Raw genomic sequence first — 23,280 nt, 5'->3', positions numbered from 1 at the left:
TTATTGAATTGAATATTATGTATATAATTCATTAATTCTTATGTCACCATTTTCTTGGTGGAAGTCGAAACACCTTTTTTCATTTAAAAGGAAATTCGATAAAAAAATTCAGCTTATGTATTTTCATTTGTAATCTCTTGAGTGAAATGATAGGCAGACGTTTCCGTCACAAAATTGTTGTACACGCAAGATGCTTACGCATTTAAGCGTAAAATATATTGAAAAGCCGATAGATTCCATTAGGATGACATCGGCCTTTTTTGATTTTAAATGATGAAAGGAGTGTTTTAATAAAATGACGTGAAAACAAAACAAATTTCGTTTTCTGTTGCATAGGATTCTTAAAAGTCGATTGATCCCTTCCGGGTGATATCGGCTTTTTTATTTCTAAAACTTTAAAAGGAGATGGTTGAAATGGAAAAAGTTTTGTCGTTTACAAACGAGCAGAAGTCGTTGATTTGGAGCAGGTTTGTTCAGCCGACAAATGGAACTCAAGAGGAGGCGAATCACTTCATTGAAGTGTGTGAAACCTTCGGACTGAATCCTTTGCTAGGTGATATCGTGTTCCAGCGCTATGAAACTAAAAACGGTCCCGTGACTAGCTTCATCACTACGAGGGACGGCCTACTACGTGTTGCAACAACCCAAGATGGGTATGTCGGGCCGCCCGTTGCAAATGTCGTACGTGAAGGGGATAAATTCGAATTCATCCCGTCCGAAGGCAGCGTACGGCATGAGTTTGGTCAAAAGCGTGGTCAGATACTTGGTGCTTACGCAGTCATGCATCACAAGCGATTCAGACCCGTAGCCGTGTTTGTCGACTTCCAGGAATATTTTCAAGCCAACTCTGGGGAGTTGAATAACCGATACGGCAATAAAAATGTGTGGGATAAGATGCCTTCCGCGATGATCCAGAAAATTGCTGAGGTCTTTGTGCTTCGTCGCCAATTCCCATTGGGTGGCTTGTACACCCGTGAGGAAATGTCGCTTGAAGAGGATGATAACGACAATGGCGGAAACCTGGATGTACCTATGAATTCTTCTCCAGCCCCTAAAAAACAGAGCAATAGTCAAGCGGATCAACAGGTTGCCGAGGCGACTGTTCAGCAGTCGAATGACCAAAATGTTGAGGGGGTATTCATCCTCCAAAGTTTCGAAAAAGGAGTAAGTCCACAAAATGTTCAATTCGCAAAATTGAATGTCATGGATAAAGAGAGCAAAGAAGTGAGTCTGGTTCTTGTCAAAGGGAAACAGGAAATGATTGAATCACTCAGCCAAGTACCGATGGGCGAAGAGTTATCTATGGTCATCAAAAAAGAGAGTGGTTTCAATTTCCTTGTAGAGTTCACTTCTATCCAGAAGAAAGAGAACCCTGCACAGTCTGAATCTGTAATGCAATTGGGTCAAAAAGATACTATTCAAGAACCTGTTCTTCAGGAAAAAGAAACGGCTTCTGAACCACTTGATGCGTACATCATGGAAAAGTACGAGCAAGGTACAACACCAGCCGGCATTTCCTTCGCAAAGATGTATGTGAAGAATGTCGCTAATAATGCTCAAACGATGGTTTTCGCACAAGGAGAAGAGGCTGTTCAACAGACGAAACATCTATCCGTCGGCGAGAAGTTCACCATGCAGACCCGTATAGAAAATGGATTTACGTTCTTTAAGAAGTTAGGGGATGCAGATAAGGGGGTGGCTTAATCATGCTTCCTGAAATCTTAAAAATTGCAGAGGGATATAACGTTACTTTCAATCCACGTACGTATGGAAAAAAGGAGACGCTATGTAAATGTGTATTTTGCGAAGAGGATTCCAAACCGGACAAAGGACATAAATTCTATTTGTCATTGAACACACAGGACCAACTCTATAAATGTTGGTTCTGTGGTGCTTCCGGTGGTGTCTTAGACTTTGAAATGAAGTTATCCGGTCTTCCATATGAAGAAATACGAACAAAGTATTTCGGAAAAAGGAAGAAACCCCGTCATCCAGCTGATCGATTAAATGTGCGACAGCTTCGGACAATTGGTTGGGCTGAATATAAACGGAAGAATAGGGCTGAGTTCAAAAAGAACAGGGAAGCCGTTTTGCGCGATTGGAAGAGATATGAGCACGAACAGCTGGTAAAGCACTTCGCCATGTTCATTGTTGTCGCCCATATCGAAAATCAGGAGGAACGGCAAGATGAATTGCTTCGTTTTGTCATGAATTCATGTAAGGAAACCCAAATTTATCTGATGTTCAACCGAATACTGGCTGAATATGTGAAAGAAGATGCTGAAAGAACAAGCTGGGCGATAGAAGGTGCTGAAATAGGTAGGGCAGCATGGAGAGTCTCATTGTCCACCTATGACTTTGCAATGGAGAAAGTCGTGCTGAACGTGTCATTTCTCTATTACATGTTGAAAATGAAAAAAATGCATTCTAAAAGAAATTCGGTGACAAACGATAAAGTGTCGCTAGCCAATTAAAATATCCGTCACCCTTTACGGAGGAGAAATAGGGTCGTGGCTGATATGCAGTCATGAGAAAAGGAGAACAATATGAATAACGTGAGTTTGGTAGGTCGTCTGACGAAAGATCCAGATATCAAATATACGCAGAGTGGTGTAGCCGTGTGCAACTTCACGCTTGCAGTGAACCGTCCCTTTAAAAATGCCAATGGAGAAAATGAAGCGGATTTCATCATGGTCCAGGTCTGGAGGAAAGCCGCTGAAAATGCTGCGAACTTTCTTAAGAAGGGAAGTCAAGCTGCGGTGAATGGTCGCATTAATACTCGCCATTATGAAAATGACAAAGGAGATAGAGTGTACGTTACGGAGGTTGTTGCTGACTTTGTACAATTCCTTGACCCGAAACCTCAAGGACAGGGAAATCAGCAGGGACAGCAGAACTACCAGCAGCCACAAGGGCAGGGGGGCTTTCAACAGCCACCGAATCCCTATGCTGGTAACACGAACACTCACGGCCAACATGCCAATCAATATGGATCAGTCGGAGGTTCATTTGAAGTAAAGGATGAGGATCTGCCGTTCTGATAAAAAAAGATGAAAAGGGGATTGGTCAACCAGTCCTCTTTTCTTAATATAGAAAGGAGAAAGCAGTATGATATTCTCTTTTTCACGATTGAGCTTGTATGAAACTTGTCAGTACCGGTTTTATAAGAAATACATTCAGGGATATGAGGAACCAATTACTTACCCCCTAGCGTTGGGTAAGGGGGTTCATAAAGCAATTGAGGATAAAATCAATGGAGTTAATCATTCAGAAGCAGTTTTAAATGGAATGATTGAAGCAGATTTTCATCCAGAAGTTACATTGGAGGAGATGTCCGATTTAGTCAGCCGTGCTCCAATTCAAAAAAACATGGGGGCAACAGAGGTGCATTTTAAACTTCCGTTATCAGAAGATGAGTCAGCCCCGATGATTCAGGGATATATCGATGTGGTCACAGCAGATGGCAGTAAAATAGTGGACTGGAAAACAAACAGGAGTAGATACGATGTTCTAGATAATCACCAAGTCGGTCTCTATGCCTGGGTTATCCGACAAATGAAGAACCGATCAACGGTCGAAGGAAACTTGTACTTCCTCCGTTTTAGAGAAGGAAGCAAATTTGTTTTCAAACAAGCTGATATGGAAAAGTCTCGACAATGGGCTTTAGCAGTGGCTAACGAAATTAATTCAAAATGTGAAATTCTAGATATGTTGCCTGAAGTAGCGGAGAATTTATTTCTTTCCACACCTTCTAGTAATTGCCGTCATTGTCCATTTGTTCTCGAGTGTTATGGTAAGTTTAGCGGAAACGGAAACATAAACCATTACACCGGTCTAATATGACCCGCTGTAATGTTGGATACGGTAAGTATTACAATTTAAACAGTAAGGGACATCGGTACTTGCAACTGGGGTCTATTCTTAAAGCAGTTATTGATGATTTAGAGAAGATATACTAATCCCGAATACGATGACTGTAAAAGCGCCTTGTCCGTTGTGGATGTGGGCGCTTTTTTATTTCCTTCACAAAGAAGGACTTTCTCCTCCTGTTGTAGTAATAAAACGATGGAAGGGGATATTATGTAGAATTTAAAAATGAGCAATGTACATTGTTTGGACTGTAATGTCCAATTCAGCCAGTGAAGACCTATTGGCAGTTATAAAGTTCGAGGTGAAAGACCGAAGTATGAATTGCTTAGAGCCAGCGCTTTTATTAGAACGGATCAAGCTTGGTAGCTCAGTCGAAGGATTTGTCTATTGTAAGAAATGCAGTAAAGAGAATGAAATAGACATACATATTGAGTTTGTTTGAATGAATTGCAATAAAGAGCACCTTTTCCTTAAACGGATGGATGCTTTTTATTTGCTTGAATGGAGAATGTATGTTCTGTATAATAGATATAACATATAGGACATCGTTTAGGTGGTTTTTTATCATTTGTTTTTAAACATCTTTTCAATTATCAGCGTAAGAGGTATAGTATTAATGAGCACATGTAATGCTTTTAGAGAGGATGGTGGCGGATATGGATCAAATCCGGGAGTTTGTCACTAATTTTAGAAATGTATTCCCTCAATTTACAATCGATCAAGTGTTATCCGACTTAGAACAGAGTGTTGAGGATTTTGGCGTCAAAGTTTTTTATAGTGACATGTCGAACTTCCCAAATCCTAGTGATATCAGCGGTTTTTCTCGGGTTAATGAAAAAGGAGTACCTGAGATAGTTGTCAATGGGGATCAACCAGTAGCTAGAAGACGTTTTACTATTGCCCACGAACTCGGACATATTGTTTTGCATTGGCGATGGTTAAATAAACCAAACCAGAAATTAGACAAGCCCTATGCGGAGATACTTTTCAGGAAAAACAATTATGAGGATAGCGAAACGTTGAAAGAGCAACAAGCTAATGAGTTTTCCGCAGAACTATTAGCCCCATTAAAATTAGTTAAAAAAGAGATTGGAAGTTCAACTAATTTTACTCAATATGAGATGCTTTTTTTACAGAGGAAAATAGCGAAGAAGTTCCAAATATCTAATGAATTTGCTGGATTCCAAATAAAGAAAGCCTTGAGAGGCCTATAAATGAGTAGAACTACTGAAGACTTAGAAAGAGATTTAGCAGATATCTCTCAAGACGTAGACGTTGATGAGGAAGAAGAATTAAGTATAGCAGTAAGTGACTTCTTAAGTGATCACAAGACAGAGAAATTCGATAGCTTCGAAGCTTATCAGAAGTACAAAAACTTTATCATGGATGAAGTTAAAAAAGAAGTCAGTTTCAAACGGAAAGCAAGAATGGTGAGTTTAATATTACTGGGAACAGTCGGTGTTTTAATGATTGCAAATGTATTGTTTATGCTATACGCACCTGGTATGAAAATAGGAAAGCACAGGGTGCCTGTCTTTAGTGAACAATTAGTATTGGCAATGATAACGGCGACATTCGTAAACTTGTTTGCAATTATTGCTGTGGTCTTTAAGTATGTGTTTAGCTCCACTAACGAGATGTTAAATCATACAAAAGAAATCAATGGAGGCTAAAGCATTCTCTTAGATAGGGGGTGCTTTTTAATTTTATCTTAATTGGAGAATGTATGTTCGATAGAAGACTTTAAGGGGGTCAGTTTTATGAAAGTAAATGGAGATATAAAAGACCGTGGACGAATTAAATGGACAGCGATGATGTTGCCAGAGCATTTGACCGAATTAAGGGACTGGCACGCTGAGGATGAACTTACCGAACGTCCTGAACTGACAGAATGGGATTTGGCAGCCATCCAAGAGGAAATCGAAATAGCATATAAACGGAAATGCGAAACGTTAATAAAGACTTGGAGAGACAACCGCATAGTTGAAAACCAGGGCATTATCGAAGCAATTGATCTACATAGCAAAGCCATACTGTTGGCTGACCCATTTGGCGATATTCGTATACCAATCGAACATATCATATCAGTACAATGCATCGACTGATTACTCTTCGGAGTGGATTTTTTGTCGGAAAATATAAAATAATGAGGAGGACTTTGTCACCCTGTGTAGAATATAGGTATTTAGGGGGTGATAATCATGAAAAGATACTCGGTTTACGTCGAATTTTTAAACGGACAAGACATGCAATTTATGACGGACACTAATGTGTTAACGCTAAAGCCTGTACATGTCAATGGTGCGGAAATGATTATGACGCAAGATCAGTACGGTATTAATTTAGTACAGGTCAAAAAGATGGAGGTTGTTGAAATCGGGCGAGGGAAGATCGGTGAATTTGTGGGATCGAAATAAAAAGAGGGGGCATAATGCCTCCTCTAAAAATATATCTTGAGAATCCCGAACCGATAAAAATAAAACTCTTGATCAGTGTACCCTCGATATAAAACCAGAATCTAACTGCATGGTTAGTGGTTCATCACGAAAACCCTGTGATTCACAATAGAAGTATTTCAGAGGAACAAAAACCAGTTATGTTAATAAAGGAACCTATATTGTACTTTGCGGTATATTGTATATTAATTTTTGGAGTTGTAATATATTATATAGTACCTAATCCTCTTATTATCTATATTCCTCAAGTTACCAGTTTTTTAGGTGTGTTAATACTAGTATTTAATATTAATTACAGGGGGATGAAAAAGTGGAGGGTATTTTATTCTATATAAGAAATGAGCATGGTAAACAATTGTTTGAAATCTTGGAAGGTATTATAAGTTCTTCTTGGTATTGGTCGGTTTCTCCAGAAGAGGCATATTACACAAGGGATTATAATTCGAGGAAGCCTTTACCATTCTTTTCAGAGACGAAAACAATTATGGACGGCCAAACATTTATAAGGCACATATCTGAAGAAGATTACATTTTAATATTCGCAGACATAAAAGCTTTTCCTACATTAGAAAGCGTTGTAGAGATTGATAACGAAACAAAATTCATGAAAAGCTCATGCAAACTGGGGCTTATAGTAAGTGATTCAGCTCAAGTGATAGTATACTCACGAGAAAAACAAATCATCCTGGAAATCTTAAAACGAGCCGAATCTATAGGTTATAAAGATATTAGATTCATGAATAAAGAAGAAATAATAGCAGCTGTGTGGGGATGGATGCCTAGAAATTGGGCATAAAATCTTACTTACATCGCACCTTGAATTTAAAAGAAGGAGAAACATACGGATATTAGCTTGGTTGCTTCTCCTAATAAAGAATCGAATAGTATATAAAAACTATTTACTTAAAGTACCGGGTAGCTTTAATTCAATAAGATTGGTAAATATTACGCCCTCAGAAATCTGAGCGATATTATGCTGATTTTTGTCTTCAAAATTAAACAGCTCATATTGATATCAATTATTCAGCCCCCTCACTTCTTCTTTTTCAGAAGATTTGCGACTATAATATAGCTTTGATAATATATGTATAACCTTTAAGTTTCTTAGTCATCGTTTTGATGAATGTCGTTATACCTTTTAGATTTATAAAAAGGAGATCCGACAAAAAACATGTTGCCTTTGTAATCTCTGTTTTAAGAGAAAAGACTGGCTGATGTAATACGCATCGTAAAGTTGTTTTCGAACATAATCATATGGGATATTTACGCTTTTTAGCGTGATATATATTAAAAGTCGATTGAATCCTTCGGGAAACAATCGGCTTTTTTTGTTTTAAAAAACTCATTGGAAAAGGAGCGAGTTAAATGGTTAGGAAACAATTAGCACGTCTTGTTTCTGACGCTAAACAGGGAGGTGTAGAAAAGTCATTCGTCTGCTATGTGGATGAAAAGAAGGAAAAGAAATTTTTGGTCTTTAAATTCGGTGGGATTTACTTTCTCGATAGCAATGGGAAAATTGAAAAGCTACAATCGCTAACCGACATTGAAGACATTTTTCTGTCCATTGAAAAAGGCGATGTGAAAGTGATTGGCAGCGGAAATATCGGAATATAAAAAGGAGGGTTTTGAAATGGTACTTGCAAAGGCAGAGGTCATTGAAAACATGGAAGAGGCAATTAAGCTAGGAAGGGAAATTGAACGTGTTGAATCGGCACTGAGAGCTATGAAAGCGCAGCTGAAGGCGTTCGTAGATAACAATGGTCCGGTAGATACTGGTGATGTTATTTGGGATTACACTATATCAGCATCATGGCAGTTCGATGAAAAGGGCATGAAGGAATTGGCTCAGAATATGGTGCTCGAAGGTGTCAATCCGTGGAAAATGCTGAACATCACAGCTTCCAATCTGAAAAAGATGGGCTGGGATGATGCAGTGATTTCAAAAATGGGCGAAAAAAAGGAGACGCGTCGATTCGCATCTCGTAAAAAGTAATTCTTAAAACCTAGTAGTATGATTATACCATAAAAAGCCTTCCACCGGGTAAGGAAAGAGTGGCACATGGAAGCTTGTGCCGCTCGGCACTTGCTTTTGTGTGAGAAAGGACAACTAAAATGACAACGATAAAATATATTACATCTGCTCGCGAAGCAGTATCAACTTACAATGCAGTCGGTTCTGAAAGTGTTATTGAATTACAGGATATTCTGGCTGTCTTAATTGGTCCATCTGCGAAACCGGAATTTACTGGACGACTGGCTGCACGAGGTGTTAGAGAGTTGGTTGATATGACAGTAACAGAATTAAAAGAGGAAGGTATGACACACAATGAAGCTCTTAGAGTTCATTCAGGGATGCTGATTGCACGAAAGATGCGTTCAGCAGGAAAAGCAGACACACGATACGTTATCCGTTCACCAGAAGATGCAGCGGCCTATATGATGGCTGAGATGACGAATCTGACACAAGAACATTTCGTAGTCATCTTTTTGAATGTAAAGAATGAAGTGCTTCATAAGAAAACCATTTTTATTGGTTCACTAAATTCATCGATAGTTCACCCTAGAGAGATTTACAAGGAAGCTGTTAAGCAGAGTGCAGCTTCAATAATTTGTTTCCATAATCATCCTAGTGGAAGGGCTGATCCTTCGCCTGAAGATATTGAAGTTACGAAGAGATTGGCTGAGGCTGGAAGTGTAATGGGGGTGGAGTTAATTGATCACCTCATCATCGGAGATCATAGCTTTATAAGTTTGAAGGAAAAAAGTTACTTCTAAACATAAGGACAGGGGGCATAGCAATTTATGCACCCTGTCTTTTTTAATACCGATAGAAGAGACGGAAAAAACCTAGATGTATTTTCAATGGAAAATAAATGTGTTGATGAACTTTACAATTATTGTAATAGAACTGTACAAAACGTCTTTTGTTTTATGGTAGAATAGACTTATATAGATATACTAAACAAATAAGACTCTTTCGCTTGATACCATTAAAAATCTGCAATAATTAGATTGCAAAGTGTAGGACATTTTAGATTTTTTGTTAGAATTGATTGAAAATAATAATTTTGAATGAAAGGAGTTATGCATCCATGATCGCTCCACATAATGAAGATTCTCGTGTAAAGATACCAGCTTTAGTTCACTTTACACGATTAGGATATGAGTATGTTTCGCTCAAGAATTATAGAGGTAGGATTGACGGAGATACCAATATTTTTGTTGATGTATTTCGAGATGCCATAAACAGGATTAATAAGACAAATCTTTCTGTGGCAGACATCCATAAAATTATTGAGGAAATGAAAATTATTCTTTCTGGAGATGATCTTGGAAAAGCATTTTATAACATGCTTCTTTCTGGTTATAATGGCTTAAAACTAATTGATTTTTCTACTGTGAACGGAATTGGAAATATATATCAAGTTGTTACAGAATTGACCTATAAGAATGGAAGTGATGAGTTTCGACCAGACATAATAGTTTTAATTAATGGCTTACCGCTTTCTTTTATTGAGGTTAAGAAACCTAATAACAAGGATGGTATTCAAGCCGAGTATACACGAATAAATAAAAGATTTAAAAATAGGAAATTCAAGAGATTCGTTAATATTACGCAACTTATGGTGTTTTCAAATAACAGTGAGTATGACGATAATGAGGCTGTTCCTTTAGAAGGCGCTTTCTATGCTACAAGTAATTATAAGAAGTTATTTTTTAGTCATTTTAGAGAAGAAGATACTGCAATCTTTAACAAAGTAAAACCCATTGACTCGAAGAATGAAAGTTTTATACTAAAGGACACGAATCTCGTATCTATCAAAAATATGCAGGAATATGCGACTAATCTTTCCATTGTTTCTCCAACCAATAGAATTATAACTTCAATATTTTCACATGACCGCATTATGATGATATTAAAGTATGCTATAGCTTATGTTGAGAAAACAGATGATGATGGAATAACAACGCTTGAAAAACACATAATGAGATATCCTCAGATATTTGCAACAAAGGCAATTGAACAAAAATTGAACTCTGGTATAAAACACGGTATTATTTGGCATACCCAAGGTAGTGGTAAAACTGCATTAGCATACTATAATGTTCGCTATCTAAAAGATTATTATCAGCGCCAAAACATTATAGCTAAGTTCTATTTTGTGGTTGACAGACTTGACTTACTCACACAGGCAGCAGATGAATTCCGTGCTCGTGGACTATTTGTAGACGAAATAAATTCGAAAGAGGATTTTATTTCAAATATCAGTACAACAGGCACGAAGAATAATACTGGTCTTGATACTATCACGGTACTAAATATACAGAAATTTTCAAAGGAATCAGTTGCAAAAACATCAGATTATAATGTTAATGTACAAAGAATATACTTCCTTGATGAAGCACACCGAAGTTATAAGCCTACTGGGTCATTCTTATCTAATCTTCTTGCTTCAGATCGTGATGCCGTTATGATTGCCCTTACAGGTACACCCTTAATAGGGACAATATATGACGATGAAACGGGCATGCCAATTAAAGGAAAAGGCTATGATTCAAAAGATGTCTTTGGTGCGTACATTCATAAATATTATTATAATCGTTCAATTGCAGACCGCTATACTTTAAGACTCATCCGTGAGGGTATAGCTACGACCTACAGAAAGAGGATGGAGTCAGCCTTAGATGAAATAGAAACATTGAAGGGGTCTATTTCAAAGAAGGAATTATATGCACATCCCAAATATGTAAAGGAACTTGTGCAGTATATTGCAACAGACTTTGCCAAGAGTACAATCTTATATAATGATTCCACAATTGGCGGTATGATTGTTTGTGACTCATCAGAACAGGCAAGAGCAGTGTTTGAAGAAATGAAGAAATCTACTTTCTCATCAGCACTTATTCTTCATGATGAGGATGATAAAGATACACGTAAGCAGTATCGAAATGACTTTAAAAAAGGAAAAATCGATTTTATTATTGTTTTCAATATGTTGTTAACAGGCTTTGATGCACCCCGTTTGAAAAAATTGTACCTTGGACGTGTTATCAAAGATCATTCCTTGTTGCAGGCGTTAACCCGTGTTAATCGTCCATACCGGAATTTTCGATTTGGATTTGTTGTGGATTTTGCAGACATACGTGCTGAATTTGATAAGACCAACAAAGCTTATTTTGATGAATTACAAGCAGAACTTGGTGATGAATTCAAGCAATATGAAAATATTTTTAAAACTCAAGAAGAGATTCAGAAAGATTTACAGCTGATTGCAGAAAAATTATTTCTATTTAATACATCTAATGCAGAAGTATTTTCACAACAGATATCCGCTCTAGATAATAAGGCGACATTGATAGAACTCCGACATGCAATGGAATTATACAAGGAGTTGTATAATATAGCCAAATTATTCGATTACGAGGAGCTTTCTGAAGAATTCGAATTAGAAAATATTAATACCCTATATAATGAAGTAGTAAACCGTATTAATTTAATCAGCCTAAAGCAGAATCTTCAAAATGTTGAGGACATGAGTTCTATACTGAATATGGCCTTAGAAGAGATTGACTTCCAGTTTAAAAAGATTTCAGAAGATGAACTTGTAATTGCAGATAAATTCAGAGATAGCCTTGAACGAACTCGCCGGGAAATGCAGCGTAATCTCGACCCTAAAGATCCAGAGTATGTTACATTGCTGGAGGAACTTCAGAGGCTATTAAGTAAAAAGCATATAGAAGAACTTAATGCCGAAGAAATGATGGAAAATATAGCCGAACTAGACCGTATTCGAAAAGTAACAGAAAAGAGGAATCTTGCGGATCATATGCTTACTGCAAAATATGAAAATGATCCTAAATTTATGAGAACGCATAAACGGCTAAAAGAAACACCGTCACCTCTAGGATCTGATATTGTCTTGTACAAAGTATTATTGTCACTTAAACATCAAATAGATGGTCGTATCCTTGCCAATGAGAGGTTGCTAGATAATGAGCCTTATTTCTTGCAAGATATGTTTCCATTAATAACGCAGGAATTAAATGTAAATGGAATACCAGTTACAATCTCACAGATTAAGTATGTAGGCACTTGTATTTCAAATGAATATTTCGGTGAAGGGAATTGGGTCAGCTAATGCAGCTTTCAGATATAACTACACAAACTAAAAAAATGATAGATGACCTTAAAGCTATCTGTACAAATTATGGACTTGGTAATGCTAGCAGTGAGTACAAAATAATTACCGAGGCTTTTCTATATAAGTTTCTTAATGATAAATTCATATTTGAAGCAAGACAAGTTATCCAGCGATTTTCAAAGATGACAACTACAGAAATAGAAGTTGCTATGAACGAGATGTCAGAGGATGACTATGAATTAATGCTGTTAAATTTTGGTGGCGCTACGGCAAAACTAAAGAGGGAGCATTTTATATCATATTTATTTAATCGGAAAAATCAAGAAGATTTTCATATATTGTTTGATGATACCCTAATTGATATAGCTAATTTCAATATTGCGATATTTTCAGTGCAGACAGGTGGTCAATCAAAAATCCGTCTGTTCGATGCACTTTCACAATTTGTAATTGAAGAGGAGAAAAAAGCTAACTTCTGTCGCGCTATAATTGACAAGCTTGCAAACTGCAGCTTTGATAGCGTATTTGGTCAGAAGTATGATTTCTTTGCCACTATTTTTGAATATCTTATAAAGGATTATAACAAGGATTTTGGAAAGTATGCGGAATATTACACGCCTCATTCTATTGCAAGTATCATAGCGAAAATTATGATACCGGGAGAGGTGCAGAACGTAACAGTATATGATCCAGCTGCAGGATCTGGCACATTGGTGCTGGCCCTTGCCCATGAAATTGGTGAAAGTAGATGTGCCATCTATACACAGGATATATCCCAGAAATCAAATGAATTCTTGCGCCTAAACTTGATTCTGAATAATCTTGTTCATTCCCTACCCAATGTGGTACATGAAGATACACTACTCAATCCTAAGCATCTAAACCGAAGAAAAGATGGGTTAATGACATTTGATTACATTGTTAGTAATCCTCCTTTCAATGTTGATTTCAGCGAAACCAGGGACTCATTAGCAGGAGAGAAGTATCAGAAGCGGTTCTTTGCAGGTGTGTCGAATATCCCCAAAAAGGATAAAAGCAAAATGGCGATTTATCTGATGTTTTTACAGCACATAATCTATTCTCTGGGTAAAAAGGGCAAAGCCGCTGTTGTCGTACCTACTGGCTTTTTGACCGCTGGTTCGGGTATACAAAAGAAAATTCGTCAGCACTTGGTGGATAATCGAATGTTGAGAGGCGTTATCTCTATGCCCTCTAATATCTTCGCCACTACAGGCACTAATGTATCCATCCTATTCATTGACCGCGAGAATACAGAGGGAAAAGTTGTTTTGATGGATGCTTCTAAATTGGGTACAAAGGTCAAGGAAGACGGCAAAAACCAGAAAACGGTACTAAGTACAGAGGAAATCAGTACAATCATTGATACATTTAACTCGGTTAAACCAGAAGATGATTTCTGCGTTGCGGTAGATTACTCGGATATTGAAGCCAAAAAGTTATCCTTCTCAGCTGGACAATATTTTGATATAAAAATAGAGTATGTTGAAATGTCACAGAAAAATTTTGATGATAAGATGGTAAGATTTAAGTCAAGACTTGAAAGTATGTTTGCTGATGGACGAGAGTTGGAAGATGAGATAAAGAAGCAATTAGGACTGATGAAATATGAAAGTTAAACTAACTCCGTATAAAATGGGAGATTTACTAAAGGTGAAACATGGATTCCCTTTCTTGGGAGAATTTTTTTCAACGAATGGAAAATACGTTGTGCTAACTCCAGGAAATTTCTATGAAAGTGGGGGATTCAAGAGAACTATTGGTAAGGAAAAATTTTACGTCTCTGATTTTCCAGAAGAATACCTATGCTCTGAAGGTGATCTTATAGTTGCAATGACTGAACAAGCAGAAGGATTACTTGGAAGTACAGCTATTATTCCAGAAAATAATATATATCTACACAATCAACGAATAGGTCTTATCTCTTGGAACGATGATATTGTTGACAAGCAATTTTTGTACTATTTGTTCATGACTCGGTCTGTGCGAAAGCAAATTCGCGATACAGCATCTGGAACTAAAGTCAAACATACATCTCCCGACCGTATATATGATGTTAATGTGTTTTTACCCGATCTAACTGTGCAGCAAAATAATGCAGCTTTGTTGTGGATGCTTGAACAAAAAATTCTACTCAATAACCTGATCATTACTGAACTTGAAGAAATGACGAAAATTATATATGAGTACTGGTTTGTGCAATTTGACTTTCCTAATGTTGAAGGCAAACCGTACCGTTCATCAGGCGGGAAAATGGTATGGAATGAGCGATTGAAGAGGGAAATACCGAATGGGTGGGAAGTTAGCCCGCTGCCGAAACATTGTGAAGTAATTGATTGTTTGCATTCAGCAAAGCCTCCGCTTGAGTTTGAGGCAGAACAATACTTTTTATTACAATTAGAAAATTTAGTAGAGCATGGACTTGTTAACTTAAGCAACAAATATTATGTATCAAAAGAAATGTACGAATTATGGACATCTCGCATAGAGGTAAATGAAGGTGATTTGGTTATTACTAATGCTGGTCGAGTAGGTTCTGTGGCTCGTATTCCAGCAAATTTAAAAGCTGGTATAGGTAGAAATATGACGGCAATTCGTCCAAGAGATATTCCAGCTGTATTTTTGTATTATTTTATGACTAGCAGAGATGTATCAGCACAAATTAAAATAAATGCTGATACAGGCTCGTTCTTTGGAAGCCTTAATGTCCGTGGGATTAAGGAACTTTGTATTACATTACCGTCTGATAACGCACAAGACATATTAGGAGAATTTGCAAAACTTGTTTCTCCCTATAGAACGAGAATTGAATTATGTGCTGAGGAGAATTCTCAATTAACCAGACTCCGTGACTGGCTATTGCCGATGCTTATGAATGGACAAATTACAGTCGATAAAGATGAAATTAATAGCCACTAATCCTAGGGGGTGATGCGCCCTTCCCAAAACTCTGGCTAATACCAACATATTTTTTAAAAGGCGTTTGAAAAAATTTGTGTGAACGGTGTAGGTTTGGATTGTTTTGTGGTCTATGAAGTCGATAAAATCCTAGAATGAATCAATCACGTTGGTTATCTTGAATAAAAAAAGTTCCCCGACTATTTTTTTGTCGGGGAGTTATTTTTAAATCATAGAAGAATCATTCCGAAAAGGCATACATTCCTGTTTTAATGATATTAAGGGAGGGGTGAAATATTTTGTAATTCATTTGAATATAAGTGACTGTATCTAAGCTATTTGAAGAACTTCCGATTACAATTAATTTTTGATGGATTAAATGAGGTTTTATGAAAATGTATTTTTGTAATGAAAAAACCGATCAGATCGAGAAGGGTTTTTCATTTGTCAGGAGGCCTATTAATTCGACCGGGCGGGCATATTTCAATGGTATTAATTATATACAAACCATGATTCTGTAAAGGGGAGAGATATTCCTTAATTGTAGTCTGTTTGGAGTGTTGTTATTGTTTGATACTTAGTGTCATTTCATACATCTTAACCATTTTATAAAAGGAAGTTTTCTTCATTTCTGCTTTCTCCATCGCTTTAACTGCTGTAATTTCCCCAGCCTGCCATTTATCATAAGCCTGAATGAATTCCTCAGTTATTTCTATTGATGGGCGTCCAAACTTTACGCCATTTGCAAGGGCTGAATCGATTCCTTCACGTTGTCGCTTTCGAATCCGTCCCCGTTCATCTTCCGTAATCCAAGAAAGAACCTGTAGAATGAGATCAGAAATAAATGTTCCGATACTGTCCTTATGTTTCGTTATATCTAACAGAGGCATATCTAAAACTACCATATCAGCACCGATTTCCTTAGTAAGCTCTCTCCATTCATTTAAAATGTATTCTTTATTTCGGCCAAAACGATCAAGTGAGTGAATATAAAGAGTATCACCTTTCCTCAACATTCACTTCATTAAATGATAATTTTCTCGATTAAAGTTTTTCCCCGATTGTTTATCTTCGAAAATATCTCGATTATCAATTCCGGTTTCTATCATTGATTTAATCTGCCGATTTTCATTTTTATCTTTTGCGCTAACGCAAACAAAACTTGATTTTATTGTTTCAAGATCATTTAGAGCTTTTGTTTCTAAAAGTGACAATTATCACGTTTTAAATTTAATAAAAGTGGTTACGAGATTACTTCATTATCGTAACCAGTGTGTTAGAATAAAGGTAGGAAAATATTGGTCGATTAAATTTGGTAGGGGGTTAAAAATTGGAATCAAAAGGAAACGTCGTGTATTCGAAGGATTTTGAAAACAAGAGACAGGATTTTGAGTTGGAACAAAAAATTGAACAGATTGAAAAACAGATCCCTGCCTCCTATGCAAGTGACATTCGTTCCTTCTGTAAATTTTGTTCAGAAACAGATAGAGCGGAAAATGTTCAGTCCTTCCTCCATTATTTGAATTATGCCGTTGAAACTGAACGGGTGAAAAAAACGACATGGGAAAAACGGGTTGTTGCCATTCGGAAGTATTTGACTGTCACTTATGGAATTACATTCGAGGAAGAAGACCGAAAGAAAATTAGTTCGCTTCGAAAGCTTTACAATGGTGAAGATAAAATGGACCTCTTGCATGTGAAGGGCAAGTCCCCACTCAATAAAGATTTTCTTTTGGCGAGAATCAGACAGCTAGACACAAGAGCCAAAGCAATCTGCCTAGTTAATTTAACGACAGCGAACCGTCCAAGTGAAATGGTTCGGTTGAAAGTCGAACACTTTGACTTTGATGCTCCGATGGTAAGCGTTCCCCTTAAGAAACAAGGCATGTGGCACAATAAGCGGTTGAATCTTGAAACTGTTCAAGCTGTTCAGGATTACATCGAGGAATATGATTTAATAGCTAGCGATTACTTTGTCGGTCGTGTTAACCAAAAGGGGATTTATGAGAGCAGCCTAATATCAGAAACCGCTTATCGGAAGCGATTGAAGAAGTGGTCGGGTTATGCTCCATACAATTTTCGTAAGACGCAGGTACTCTCCATGCACTCGGCAGGAGCTGACCTTGCGACAATTGCAAAACAGACCGGACACCGTTCGTTGGAGACGCTTGACAAGCACTATCTCGAAGTATCGGATTCCACAGTGGACAAATACCTCTAAAAATCGCCTATAATAATAGGAATAAACTTAAATCAATATTAGATCAATATTAGAGTTAGTTTTGAAGTAATAAAAAAGGATTTTTACCTTTTATGACGAACTTTGTCAATGAGAGGTGAGCAAATTGGAATTAAAAATAGACCCGTATGAACGATGTCCATGTGGTTCAGATAAGAAGTATAAGTTTTGTTGTTATCAAAGAGCGAGAGAAGAAATGCATAAAAAGCGCGAAGAATTAAGTCACTCAGATGACCGTCTTAACCACATGGCACAGCAAAGGTGGGAAGATGCTGATTTTGAGGTTTGTTTCGGTTTTGATAAAGAGAAATGTAAACCATTAATAAAAGGCGCCCATTCAATTCAAAATAATAGGGTTTTAAACCGAATAAGTAAAGACGGCCATCTCTACCATATAGGAAGTAAGCTGACAAAAAGCGGTCCATATCCCATTTTGAAAAAAATTAGTAGGAATAAAGCCAGTAAATTTTTTGGTTTTTGTGATTATCATGACACTGAAATTTTTAAACCTATTGAACTTAAAGACTACTCACAAGAACCAATAGAAAATTACTTATTCGCATTCAGGTCTCTTACTCTTGAATACCACCGAAAAATTCGTGTGCTCAATCAATTACGTGATAACTTCAAAAGTTTTCCAAGCGCTACACTAGACCCGATGTCAGTAAACTTTTATAGAACTGCTTTACTGGACTTTGAAGACTATTCCAAGGACTATAATTCTTTTAAGAAAGATTATTTGGATAGGAATTTCAACGGTTTGAGAACTGTATATAGAAAATTAGACTTTGAAATTGGGTTTGCTACAAGTTCTGCGTTTACTGTGCAATATGATTATAAGGGAAAGCAAATAAATGATATATATTTCGATAAAAGTGTCGATAAAATGCCTTCGATATATGTAAATGTATATCCAATTGAAAGTGGAACTAACATCATTATCTCGTATCTGGTAGAAGATGAAAGTGTTTATAAAGATTATTTTGATCAATTAGAGTCATTGACTAATGAAGAACTTGTGAGTCATTTGAATTTCTTAATTATAGAATATACAGAAAACGTATTTTTTAGTCCCGAGCTAGTAGAGGCGATGACTGAAAAGGAGGAGGAATCTTTATTAAGAAGCTTTGCTTCGTCTTTAGATATTTTAGAAAAGTTTAAATTAGAGTTAGAACAAAACTATTTTAAATTCAACTTATTTACTAAAAGCATCTGAAAAGATGCTTTTTTTATGCCTAAAAATAATGAGTGTGGATAGTCATAAAATGCGCGATTAGGAGCTTTTGCATTTTGAGTTGTTTTCCTATAGTTAACAATACCGTTCAGAAAGGCGCAAATAACCGAGTGAACGTTCGAAAAGTGTTTTTATATATTTACGAACTGATTTTAATAATGCATTTCATATCAAACACAGTGTTCGTTAATGTGTACAATTACGAACTATACTTTTTAGTCGAGTATCTATTTTCAGCTTTATTAAGTTGAATCAATGAAATACATCTTAAGCCAGGGGGAATGTAGTGAGCAATGTTATGTAAAACCCAAATCATTAAACAATTTGTTCAAAGAAGGAGTAGTCCTTATTTTTTGTTGACTAGGTTTTTTGGCTCCACTTTCGCTTCAATTTTTTCCCGAATAAAAATAGTGCGAGTACAAAGAGAGCAACAATAAATACAGTATCCCAATTGCCTGCTGCTATTTGATGACCTGCAAGTGAAAAGGATAGTATGATTGGTAGCTTGCCTAAAAATGTTGCAGCGATAAAGGCACCAAGATTTACATTAGATATACCTGCAATTAAATTAATGCCCGCAGAAGGTAAAATTGGAATGATGCGACCGAGCAGTACAGCTAAAAATCCGTTTTTTTCAATTAGAGCAAGGTATTTCGTTAAATACTGCCTCTTTGTTAAATATTTTAGTGCGACTTGGCGCAGTAAGCTTTTACTTAAGAGAAATAAAAGGAAGGCCCCTAGCGTTGTTCCGAGCATGTTAATTGCCAGACCAGGAAAAAACGCATGTTTACTTGCAATGTATGCAGCTAGTACCGGAATTGGCGCAAAGGGAATCATTGAAACGAGTACCATCAAAAAAAATTGATAAAGCCATGCGAAAGGTCTTTCATTTTGTACAATATCTAAAAATAATTGATCCATAATAGTTCCTTTAAGTCATTTTAGCTATAGTATATCTGATTTAATACGGCCAATGTATACACGGGAACAACATTTTATGGTAGCTTGCGAGTATAATGCTGAGGCTGACATTCGAACAGTAGATTCACATATACGGAATTTGAGGGAGAAATTCAGGACAGCTGGTACTCCTATTGTTAACAGTATCGGTTATAAGTGGAGATAAAAAGAAAGTGTGACTTTGAGGTTGATAGAGATTATGAATTATGTTGAATGAGTATAGAACGGTTGATTGTAAAATCTTTTGCTATTAAGGAATGGTAGATAATGTCATCAGAAATTCTTATAAAAGACAAATCAATCAAGGGGAAATTAGCGGCAATCCTAAACAATGTGGAATTGTTTAGAACAAAGCACCTTATTTAATTTCTCTAGTTCAAAAAAACATCCACTTGCTTATATAAGCATATGATTATATAATAATTGCGGAAAGGTGGAGATCGCATATGAATACGGATGTAACGATTGATATGCAGCGAGCATCACAGCTTTTAAAACTGCTTGGAGATCGGACACGTTTGACGATGATGAAATTACTCCAGTCACATGAATGCTGTGTATGCGAATTTGTCGAGATTTTTAAAATGAGTCAGCCGGCAATCAGCCAACACTTGCGGAAACTAAGGGATATTGAATTAGTTAAAGAAGAACGCAGAGGACAATGGGTTTTCTTTTCGATAAATGAAAGTCATGAAGATTTTCCGTTTATTCAAAGCATACTTGAGCATCTTCCGGAGCAGAATGCATCAATCGCTGATCTGGAAGCACAAGGACTTCGTGTTTGTTGTCAATAAGGAGGAGAAGGTACGTTGGGTTCAGTTATTATCGCGTCATTGATTTTTATAATCACACTTATTTTTGTGATTTGGCAGCCTAGAAATTTATCGATCGGATGGTCTGCCTGTATTGGTGCGATCATCGCTTTGTTAGTAGGAGTAGTTGATTTTAATGATGTTATTGATGTAACGGGAATTGTTTGGAATGCTACGCTTGCATTCGTCGCCATCATTATCATCTCATTAATCTTGGACGAAATCGGTTTCTTCGAGTGGTCTGCGTTACATATGGCGAGATTAGCCAAAGGTAGCGGTATTCGCATGTTTGTTTATGTCAGTATTCTTGGGGCGATCGTTGCTGCCTTGTTCGCAAACGATGGGGCTGCACTTATTTTAACTCCAATTGTGCTTGCGATGGTACGAAATTTGAAATTCAGTGAAAAGATGATCTTTCCATTCATCATTGCCAGTGGTTTTATTGCTGATACGACTTCGTTGCCATTAGTTGTGAGTAACTTGGTCAATATTGTTTCAGCAGACTTTTTCGGCATCGGATTTGTCGAGTATGCATCCCGGATGATAGTTCCCAATTTATTTGCCTTAGTTGCGAGTATTTTAGTGCTGTTTTTATTCTTCCGTAAGGATATCCCGAAAGACTATAAAGTGTCTGATTTAAAAGAACCGAAGGATGCAGTAAAAGATAGTAAGATGTTTCGGCTTTCCTGGGTCGTATTAGGTATTTTGCTTATTGGGTATTTTACAAGTGGAATTACGGGGCTTCCTGTATCAATCGTTGCTGGAGTCATGGCTATATTCTTTATGATTATGGGACAAAGAAGCCCAGCTGTTCACACGAAACAAGTACTAAAAGGAGCACCTTGGTCCATCGTATTCTTCTCAGTTGGGATGTACGTAGTCGTTTATGGATTGCGGAATGTTGGTCTGACAAGTGTGCTAGGTGATCTTATTCAAGTGGCAGCAGATCAAGGCTTGTTTATAGGTACTATTTCCATGGGCTTTATTGCGGCAATTTTATCGTCTATCATGAATAATATGCCAACTGTAATGATCAATGCCCTAGCCATTGCAGATACGAATACTACAGGGACGATTCGCGAAGCTTTAATTTATGCGAATGTCATCGGTTCAGATTTAGGTCCGAAAATTACACCCATCGGTTCATTGGCGACTTTATTGTGGCTACATGTCCTATCCCAAAAAGGTGTAAAAATATCTTGGGGTACTTATTTTAAAACCGGTATTATCTTAACAATTCCTACACTCTTAATTACTCTAATTGGCCTGTATCTATGGCTATCGATTATACACTAATACACTAAAAGGGGATTTTCATTATGTCGAAAAAAACACTTTATTTCTTATGTACAGGTAACTCATGCCGTAGCCAAATGGCCGAGGGATGGGGCAAAAAGTATCTTGGTGAAGAATGGCAAGTTCTCAGTGCAGGAATTGAAGCACACGGAGTCAATCCGAATGCTATTAAAGCCATGAATGAGGCTGGCGTCGACATTTCAAAACAAACTTCGGATATTATCGATCCACAAATCCTGAATAATGCAGATTTCGTCGTTACGCTTTGCGGAGATGCTGCTGATAAGTGTCCGATGACACCCCCACATGTAAAACGTGCACATTGGGGATTTGATGACCCTGCGAAAGCAGAAGGAACGGATGAAGAAAAATGGGCGTTCTTCCAGCGTGTACGCGATGAAATTGGCGCTCGGATTGAACATTTCGCTAAAACTGGTGAATAAATAAAAGGATAGCTGTGGATTCACACCATGGCTATCCTTTTATATTGAACAATTATAACAAAGGAGTTCGAAGTATGTATGTTTGCAAAACAACGATACTTTATTGACGATGGAAATTAAAGAACGAGGTACAAACAAGCCTTTATTTATACAGATTAAAGTTGATGTGAATTCAGGTGTGGCTTTCTTTGCTATTTTTAATTACGATCAACTAGTTAATCAATTAGGCTTGATCTCTTCCATATATCCTTTAATATCACTTTCCGACATTTCCCCTGTAATAATTCTTACAATCTTACCTTCAGGGTTAATCAGTAAAGTAGTAGGCAACGGCTTGACGTTATATGCTTGCATAACGCTTTTCGTTTTATCGATTAAAGTTGGGAATGTCATGCCATATTGTTCAGCAAACGTACGAACTTTAAAATCCGATTCAGCGATATTGACGGCTAATATTTGTACTCCTTGGTCTTTATATACCTCGTATTGTCGCCCCATTGCAGGCATTTCCTTTTTACATGGAGCACACCAAGTTCCCCAAAAGTTTAAAAAGACTCCTTGTCCTCTATACTCCGATAACTGGTGTTCAATTCCATCTAAATCTACTAGCGCAAAATCCGGGGCATAATCCCCCACCTTTAACACATCAAATTTCTCTTTTGCGAAATTTGAGTAGATAGTAAAGACAATGGCTGCGGCCAGAAGTGTCAATGTAATTACCCTGAAAATAAAACGATTTCTTTTTTTGTTACTCAATGATGAATGCTCCTTTCAATGTCTACAAAATAGGGATTTTTTGATGGGATTTCTTTATGATGACTACTATACTAAAGAACTTTGAAGAAAGTGTGCAGACACAAAGAAGTCATGAATTCGTACAAATTCACTGATACTATCGTCTTCTGCATATC

The 23,280-nt window shown here is 37.0% G+C and carries 22 protein-coding genes and 1 pseudogene; 20 read left to right on the top strand and 3 right to left on the bottom strand.

Annotation, left to right across the window (positions count from 1 at the left end; genetic code table 11):
- Positions 1-414 precede the first annotated feature (414 nt).
- The 15 genes from M3152_RS10965 (at position 415) to M3152_RS10895 (ending at position 15,406) form a co-directional block, all read left to right on the top strand.
- Positions 415-1,704 (top strand): RecT family recombinase, encoded by a 1,290-nt coding sequence (locus M3152_RS10965; protein ID WP_251695153.1) that lies wholly within the window; start codon positions 415-417, stop codon positions 1,702-1,704.
- A 2-nt stretch (positions 1,705-1,706) separates the two neighbouring features.
- Positions 1,707-2,474, top strand: coding sequence for a hypothetical protein (locus tag M3152_RS10960; protein WP_251695152.1), 768 nt, complete (start codon positions 1,707-1,709; stop codon positions 2,472-2,474).
- Positions 2,475-2,546: 72 nt separating this feature from the next.
- Positions 2,547-3,041, top strand: coding sequence for a single-stranded DNA-binding protein (locus M3152_RS10955; RefSeq protein ID WP_251695151.1), 495 nt, complete (start codon positions 2,547-2,549; stop codon positions 3,039-3,041).
- Positions 3,042-3,108: 67 nt separating this feature from the next.
- Positions 3,109-3,843, top strand: a complete 735-nt coding sequence (locus tag M3152_RS10950) for a RecB family exonuclease (protein ID WP_251695150.1) — start codon at positions 3,109-3,111, stop codon at positions 3,841-3,843.
- 683 nt (positions 3,844-4,526) lie between these two features.
- The gene (locus M3152_RS10945; protein ID WP_251695149.1) at positions 4,527-5,084 is read left to right on the top strand and encodes an ImmA/IrrE family metallo-endopeptidase; all 558 of its coding nucleotides are present in this window, start codon (positions 4,527-4,529) and stop codon (positions 5,082-5,084) included.
- Positions 5,085-5,543 (top strand): hypothetical protein, encoded by a 459-nt coding sequence (locus tag M3152_RS10940; RefSeq protein ID WP_251695148.1) that lies wholly within the window; start codon positions 5,085-5,087, stop codon positions 5,541-5,543. It begins immediately after the preceding gene.
- An 87-nt stretch (positions 5,544-5,630) separates the two neighbouring features.
- Positions 5,631-5,975: a YolD-like family protein gene (locus tag M3152_RS10935; RefSeq protein WP_251695147.1), complete on the top strand. Its 345-nt coding sequence runs from the start codon at positions 5,631-5,633 to the stop codon at positions 5,973-5,975.
- Between the two features lie 96 nt (positions 5,976-6,071).
- Positions 6,072-6,287 (top strand): hypothetical protein, encoded by a 216-nt coding sequence (locus tag M3152_RS10930; RefSeq protein ID WP_251695146.1) that lies wholly within the window; start codon positions 6,072-6,074, stop codon positions 6,285-6,287.
- Positions 6,288-6,636: 349 nt separating this feature from the next.
- A complete protein-coding gene (locus tag M3152_RS10925) occupies positions 6,637-7,122 on the top strand; it encodes a DUF2691 family protein (RefSeq protein ID WP_251695145.1) in 486 nt (161 codons plus the stop codon).
- A 569-nt stretch (positions 7,123-7,691) separates the two neighbouring features.
- A complete protein-coding gene (locus tag M3152_RS10920) occupies positions 7,692-7,940 on the top strand; it encodes a hypothetical protein (RefSeq protein ID WP_251695144.1) in 249 nt (82 codons plus the stop codon).
- 16 nt (positions 7,941-7,956) lie between these two features.
- The gene (locus tag M3152_RS10915; RefSeq protein ID WP_251695143.1) at positions 7,957-8,319 is read left to right on the top strand and encodes a hypothetical protein; all 363 of its coding nucleotides are present in this window, start codon (positions 7,957-7,959) and stop codon (positions 8,317-8,319) included.
- Positions 8,320-8,438: 119 nt separating this feature from the next.
- Entirely contained in the window at positions 8,439-9,101 is a 663-nt protein-coding gene (gene radC, locus M3152_RS10910; protein ID WP_251695142.1) for a RadC family protein, read from the top strand.
- A gap of 317 nt (positions 9,102-9,418) precedes the next feature.
- Entirely contained in the window at positions 9,419-12,466 is a 3,048-nt protein-coding gene (locus M3152_RS10905; protein ID WP_251695141.1) for a type I restriction endonuclease subunit R, read from the top strand.
- Positions 12,454-14,106 (top strand): HsdM family class I SAM-dependent methyltransferase, encoded by a 1,653-nt coding sequence (locus M3152_RS10900; protein ID WP_251695140.1) that lies wholly within the window; start codon positions 12,454-12,456, stop codon positions 14,104-14,106. The genes M3152_RS10905 and M3152_RS10900 overlap by 13 nt, the downstream gene beginning before the upstream one ends.
- Positions 14,096-15,406 carry a restriction endonuclease subunit S gene (locus M3152_RS10895; protein WP_251695139.1) on the top strand — a complete coding sequence of 437 codons (1,311 nt, stop codon included), beginning with the start codon at positions 14,096-14,098 and terminating at the stop codon, positions 15,404-15,406. The genes M3152_RS10900 and M3152_RS10895 overlap by 11 nt, the downstream gene beginning before the upstream one ends.
- Positions 15,407-15,948: 542 nt before the next feature.
- On the opposite strand, the pseudogene M3152_RS10890 reads toward M3152_RS10895, so the two are convergent.
- Positions 15,949-16,557 (bottom strand): annotated as a pseudogene (locus M3152_RS10890) (recombinase family protein).
- Between the two features lie 158 nt (positions 16,558-16,715).
- Between M3152_RS10890 and M3152_RS10885 the strand changes: the two are divergent.
- Together M3152_RS10885 and M3152_RS10880 are read left to right on the top strand one after the other, a co-directional pair.
- Positions 16,716-17,606 (top strand): tyrosine-type recombinase/integrase, encoded by an 891-nt coding sequence (locus tag M3152_RS10885; RefSeq protein WP_251695138.1) that lies wholly within the window; start codon positions 16,716-16,718, stop codon positions 17,604-17,606.
- A gap of 124 nt (positions 17,607-17,730) precedes the next feature.
- Complete coding sequence (locus M3152_RS10880; RefSeq protein WP_251695137.1) at positions 17,731-18,840, top strand: SEC-C domain-containing protein; 1,110 nt, start codon at positions 17,731-17,733, stop codon at positions 18,838-18,840.
- Between the two features lie 378 nt (positions 18,841-19,218).
- Here M3152_RS10880 and M3152_RS10875 read toward each other — a convergent pair whose 3' ends face one another.
- Positions 19,219-19,779, bottom strand: coding sequence for a TVP38/TMEM64 family protein (locus M3152_RS10875; protein WP_251695136.1), 561 nt, complete (start codon positions 19,777-19,779; stop codon positions 19,219-19,221).
- 485 nt (positions 19,780-20,264) lie between these two features.
- Here M3152_RS10875 and M3152_RS10870 point away from each other — a divergent pair, with 485 nt between their 5' ends.
- From M3152_RS10870 to arsC, 3 genes are read left to right on the top strand one after another with little or no spacing between them, the layout of a single operon-like run.
- Complete coding sequence (locus M3152_RS10870) at positions 20,265-20,612, top strand: ArsR/SmtB family transcription factor (protein WP_251695135.1); 348 nt, start codon at positions 20,265-20,267, stop codon at positions 20,610-20,612.
- Between the two features lie 15 nt (positions 20,613-20,627).
- A complete protein-coding gene (locus M3152_RS10865; protein WP_251695134.1) occupies positions 20,628-21,926 on the top strand; it encodes an arsenic transporter in 1,299 nt (432 codons plus the stop codon).
- Positions 21,927-21,949: 23 nt separating this feature from the next.
- Complete coding sequence (gene arsC / locus M3152_RS10860) at positions 21,950-22,369, top strand: arsenate reductase (thioredoxin) (RefSeq protein WP_251695133.1); 420 nt, start codon at positions 21,950-21,952, stop codon at positions 22,367-22,369.
- Between the two features lie 219 nt (positions 22,370-22,588).
- Here arsC and resA read toward each other — a convergent pair whose 3' ends face one another.
- Positions 22,589-23,125 carry a thiol-disulfide oxidoreductase ResA gene (gene resA, locus M3152_RS10855; protein ID WP_251695132.1) on the bottom strand — a complete coding sequence of 179 codons (537 nt, stop codon included), beginning with the start codon at positions 23,123-23,125 and terminating at the stop codon, positions 22,589-22,591.
- Between the last annotated feature and the right edge of the window lie 155 nt (positions 23,126-23,280).

Origin of the sequence: Sporosarcina luteola (assembly GCF_023715245.1) — a bacterium.
In the GTDB taxonomy this organism is placed as follows: Bacteria; Bacillota; Bacilli; order Bacillales_A; family Planococcaceae; genus Sporosarcina; species Sporosarcina luteola_C.
The sequence above is the reverse complement of the archived record's forward strand: the minus strand, read 5'-3'. Positions and strand labels throughout refer to the sequence as shown.

Bases quoted from the DNA above. Each gene is read 5' to 3' on its own strand.
- M3152_RS10875 (WP_251695136.1), bottom strand. From the start codon at position 19,779: ATGGATCAATTATTTTTAGATATTGTACAAAATGAAAGACCTTTCGCA.
- M3152_RS10905 (WP_251695141.1), top strand. From the start codon at position 9,419: ATGATCGCTCCACATAATGAAGATTCTCGTGTAAAGATACCAGCTTTA.
- M3152_RS10965 (WP_251695153.1), top strand. From the start codon at position 415: ATGGAAAAAGTTTTGTCGTTTACAAACGAGCAGAAGTCGTTGATTTGG.
- M3152_RS10950 (WP_251695150.1), top strand. From the start codon at position 3,109: ATGATATTCTCTTTTTCACGATTGAGCTTGTATGAAACTTGTCAGTAC.
- M3152_RS10920 (WP_251695144.1), top strand. From the start codon at position 7,692: ATGGTTAGGAAACAATTAGCACGTCTTGTTTCTGACGCTAAACAGGGA.
- M3152_RS10945 (WP_251695149.1), top strand. From the start codon at position 4,527: ATGGATCAAATCCGGGAGTTTGTCACTAATTTTAGAAATGTATTCCCT.
- M3152_RS10870 (WP_251695135.1), top strand. From the start codon at position 20,265: ATGAATACGGATGTAACGATTGATATGCAGCGAGCATCACAGCTTTTA.
- radC (WP_251695142.1), top strand. From the start codon at position 8,439: ATGACAACGATAAAATATATTACATCTGCTCGCGAAGCAGTATCAACT.
- arsC (WP_251695133.1), top strand. From the start codon at position 21,950: ATGTCGAAAAAAACACTTTATTTCTTATGTACAGGTAACTCATGCCGT.
- M3152_RS10915 (WP_251695143.1), top strand. From the start codon at position 7,957: ATGGTACTTGCAAAGGCAGAGGTCATTGAAAACATGGAAGAGGCAATT.
- M3152_RS10935 (WP_251695147.1), top strand. From the start codon at position 5,631: ATGAAAGTAAATGGAGATATAAAAGACCGTGGACGAATTAAATGGACA.
- M3152_RS10960 (WP_251695152.1), top strand. From the start codon at position 1,707: ATGCTTCCTGAAATCTTAAAAATTGCAGAGGGATATAACGTTACTTTC.
- M3152_RS10955 (WP_251695151.1), top strand. From the start codon at position 2,547: ATGAATAACGTGAGTTTGGTAGGTCGTCTGACGAAAGATCCAGATATC.
- M3152_RS10895 (WP_251695139.1), top strand. From the start codon at position 14,096: ATGAAAGTTAAACTAACTCCGTATAAAATGGGAGATTTACTAAAGGTG.
- M3152_RS10930 (WP_251695146.1), top strand. From the start codon at position 6,072: ATGAAAAGATACTCGGTTTACGTCGAATTTTTAAACGGACAAGACATG.
- M3152_RS10940 (WP_251695148.1), top strand. From the start codon at position 5,085: ATGAGTAGAACTACTGAAGACTTAGAAAGAGATTTAGCAGATATCTCT.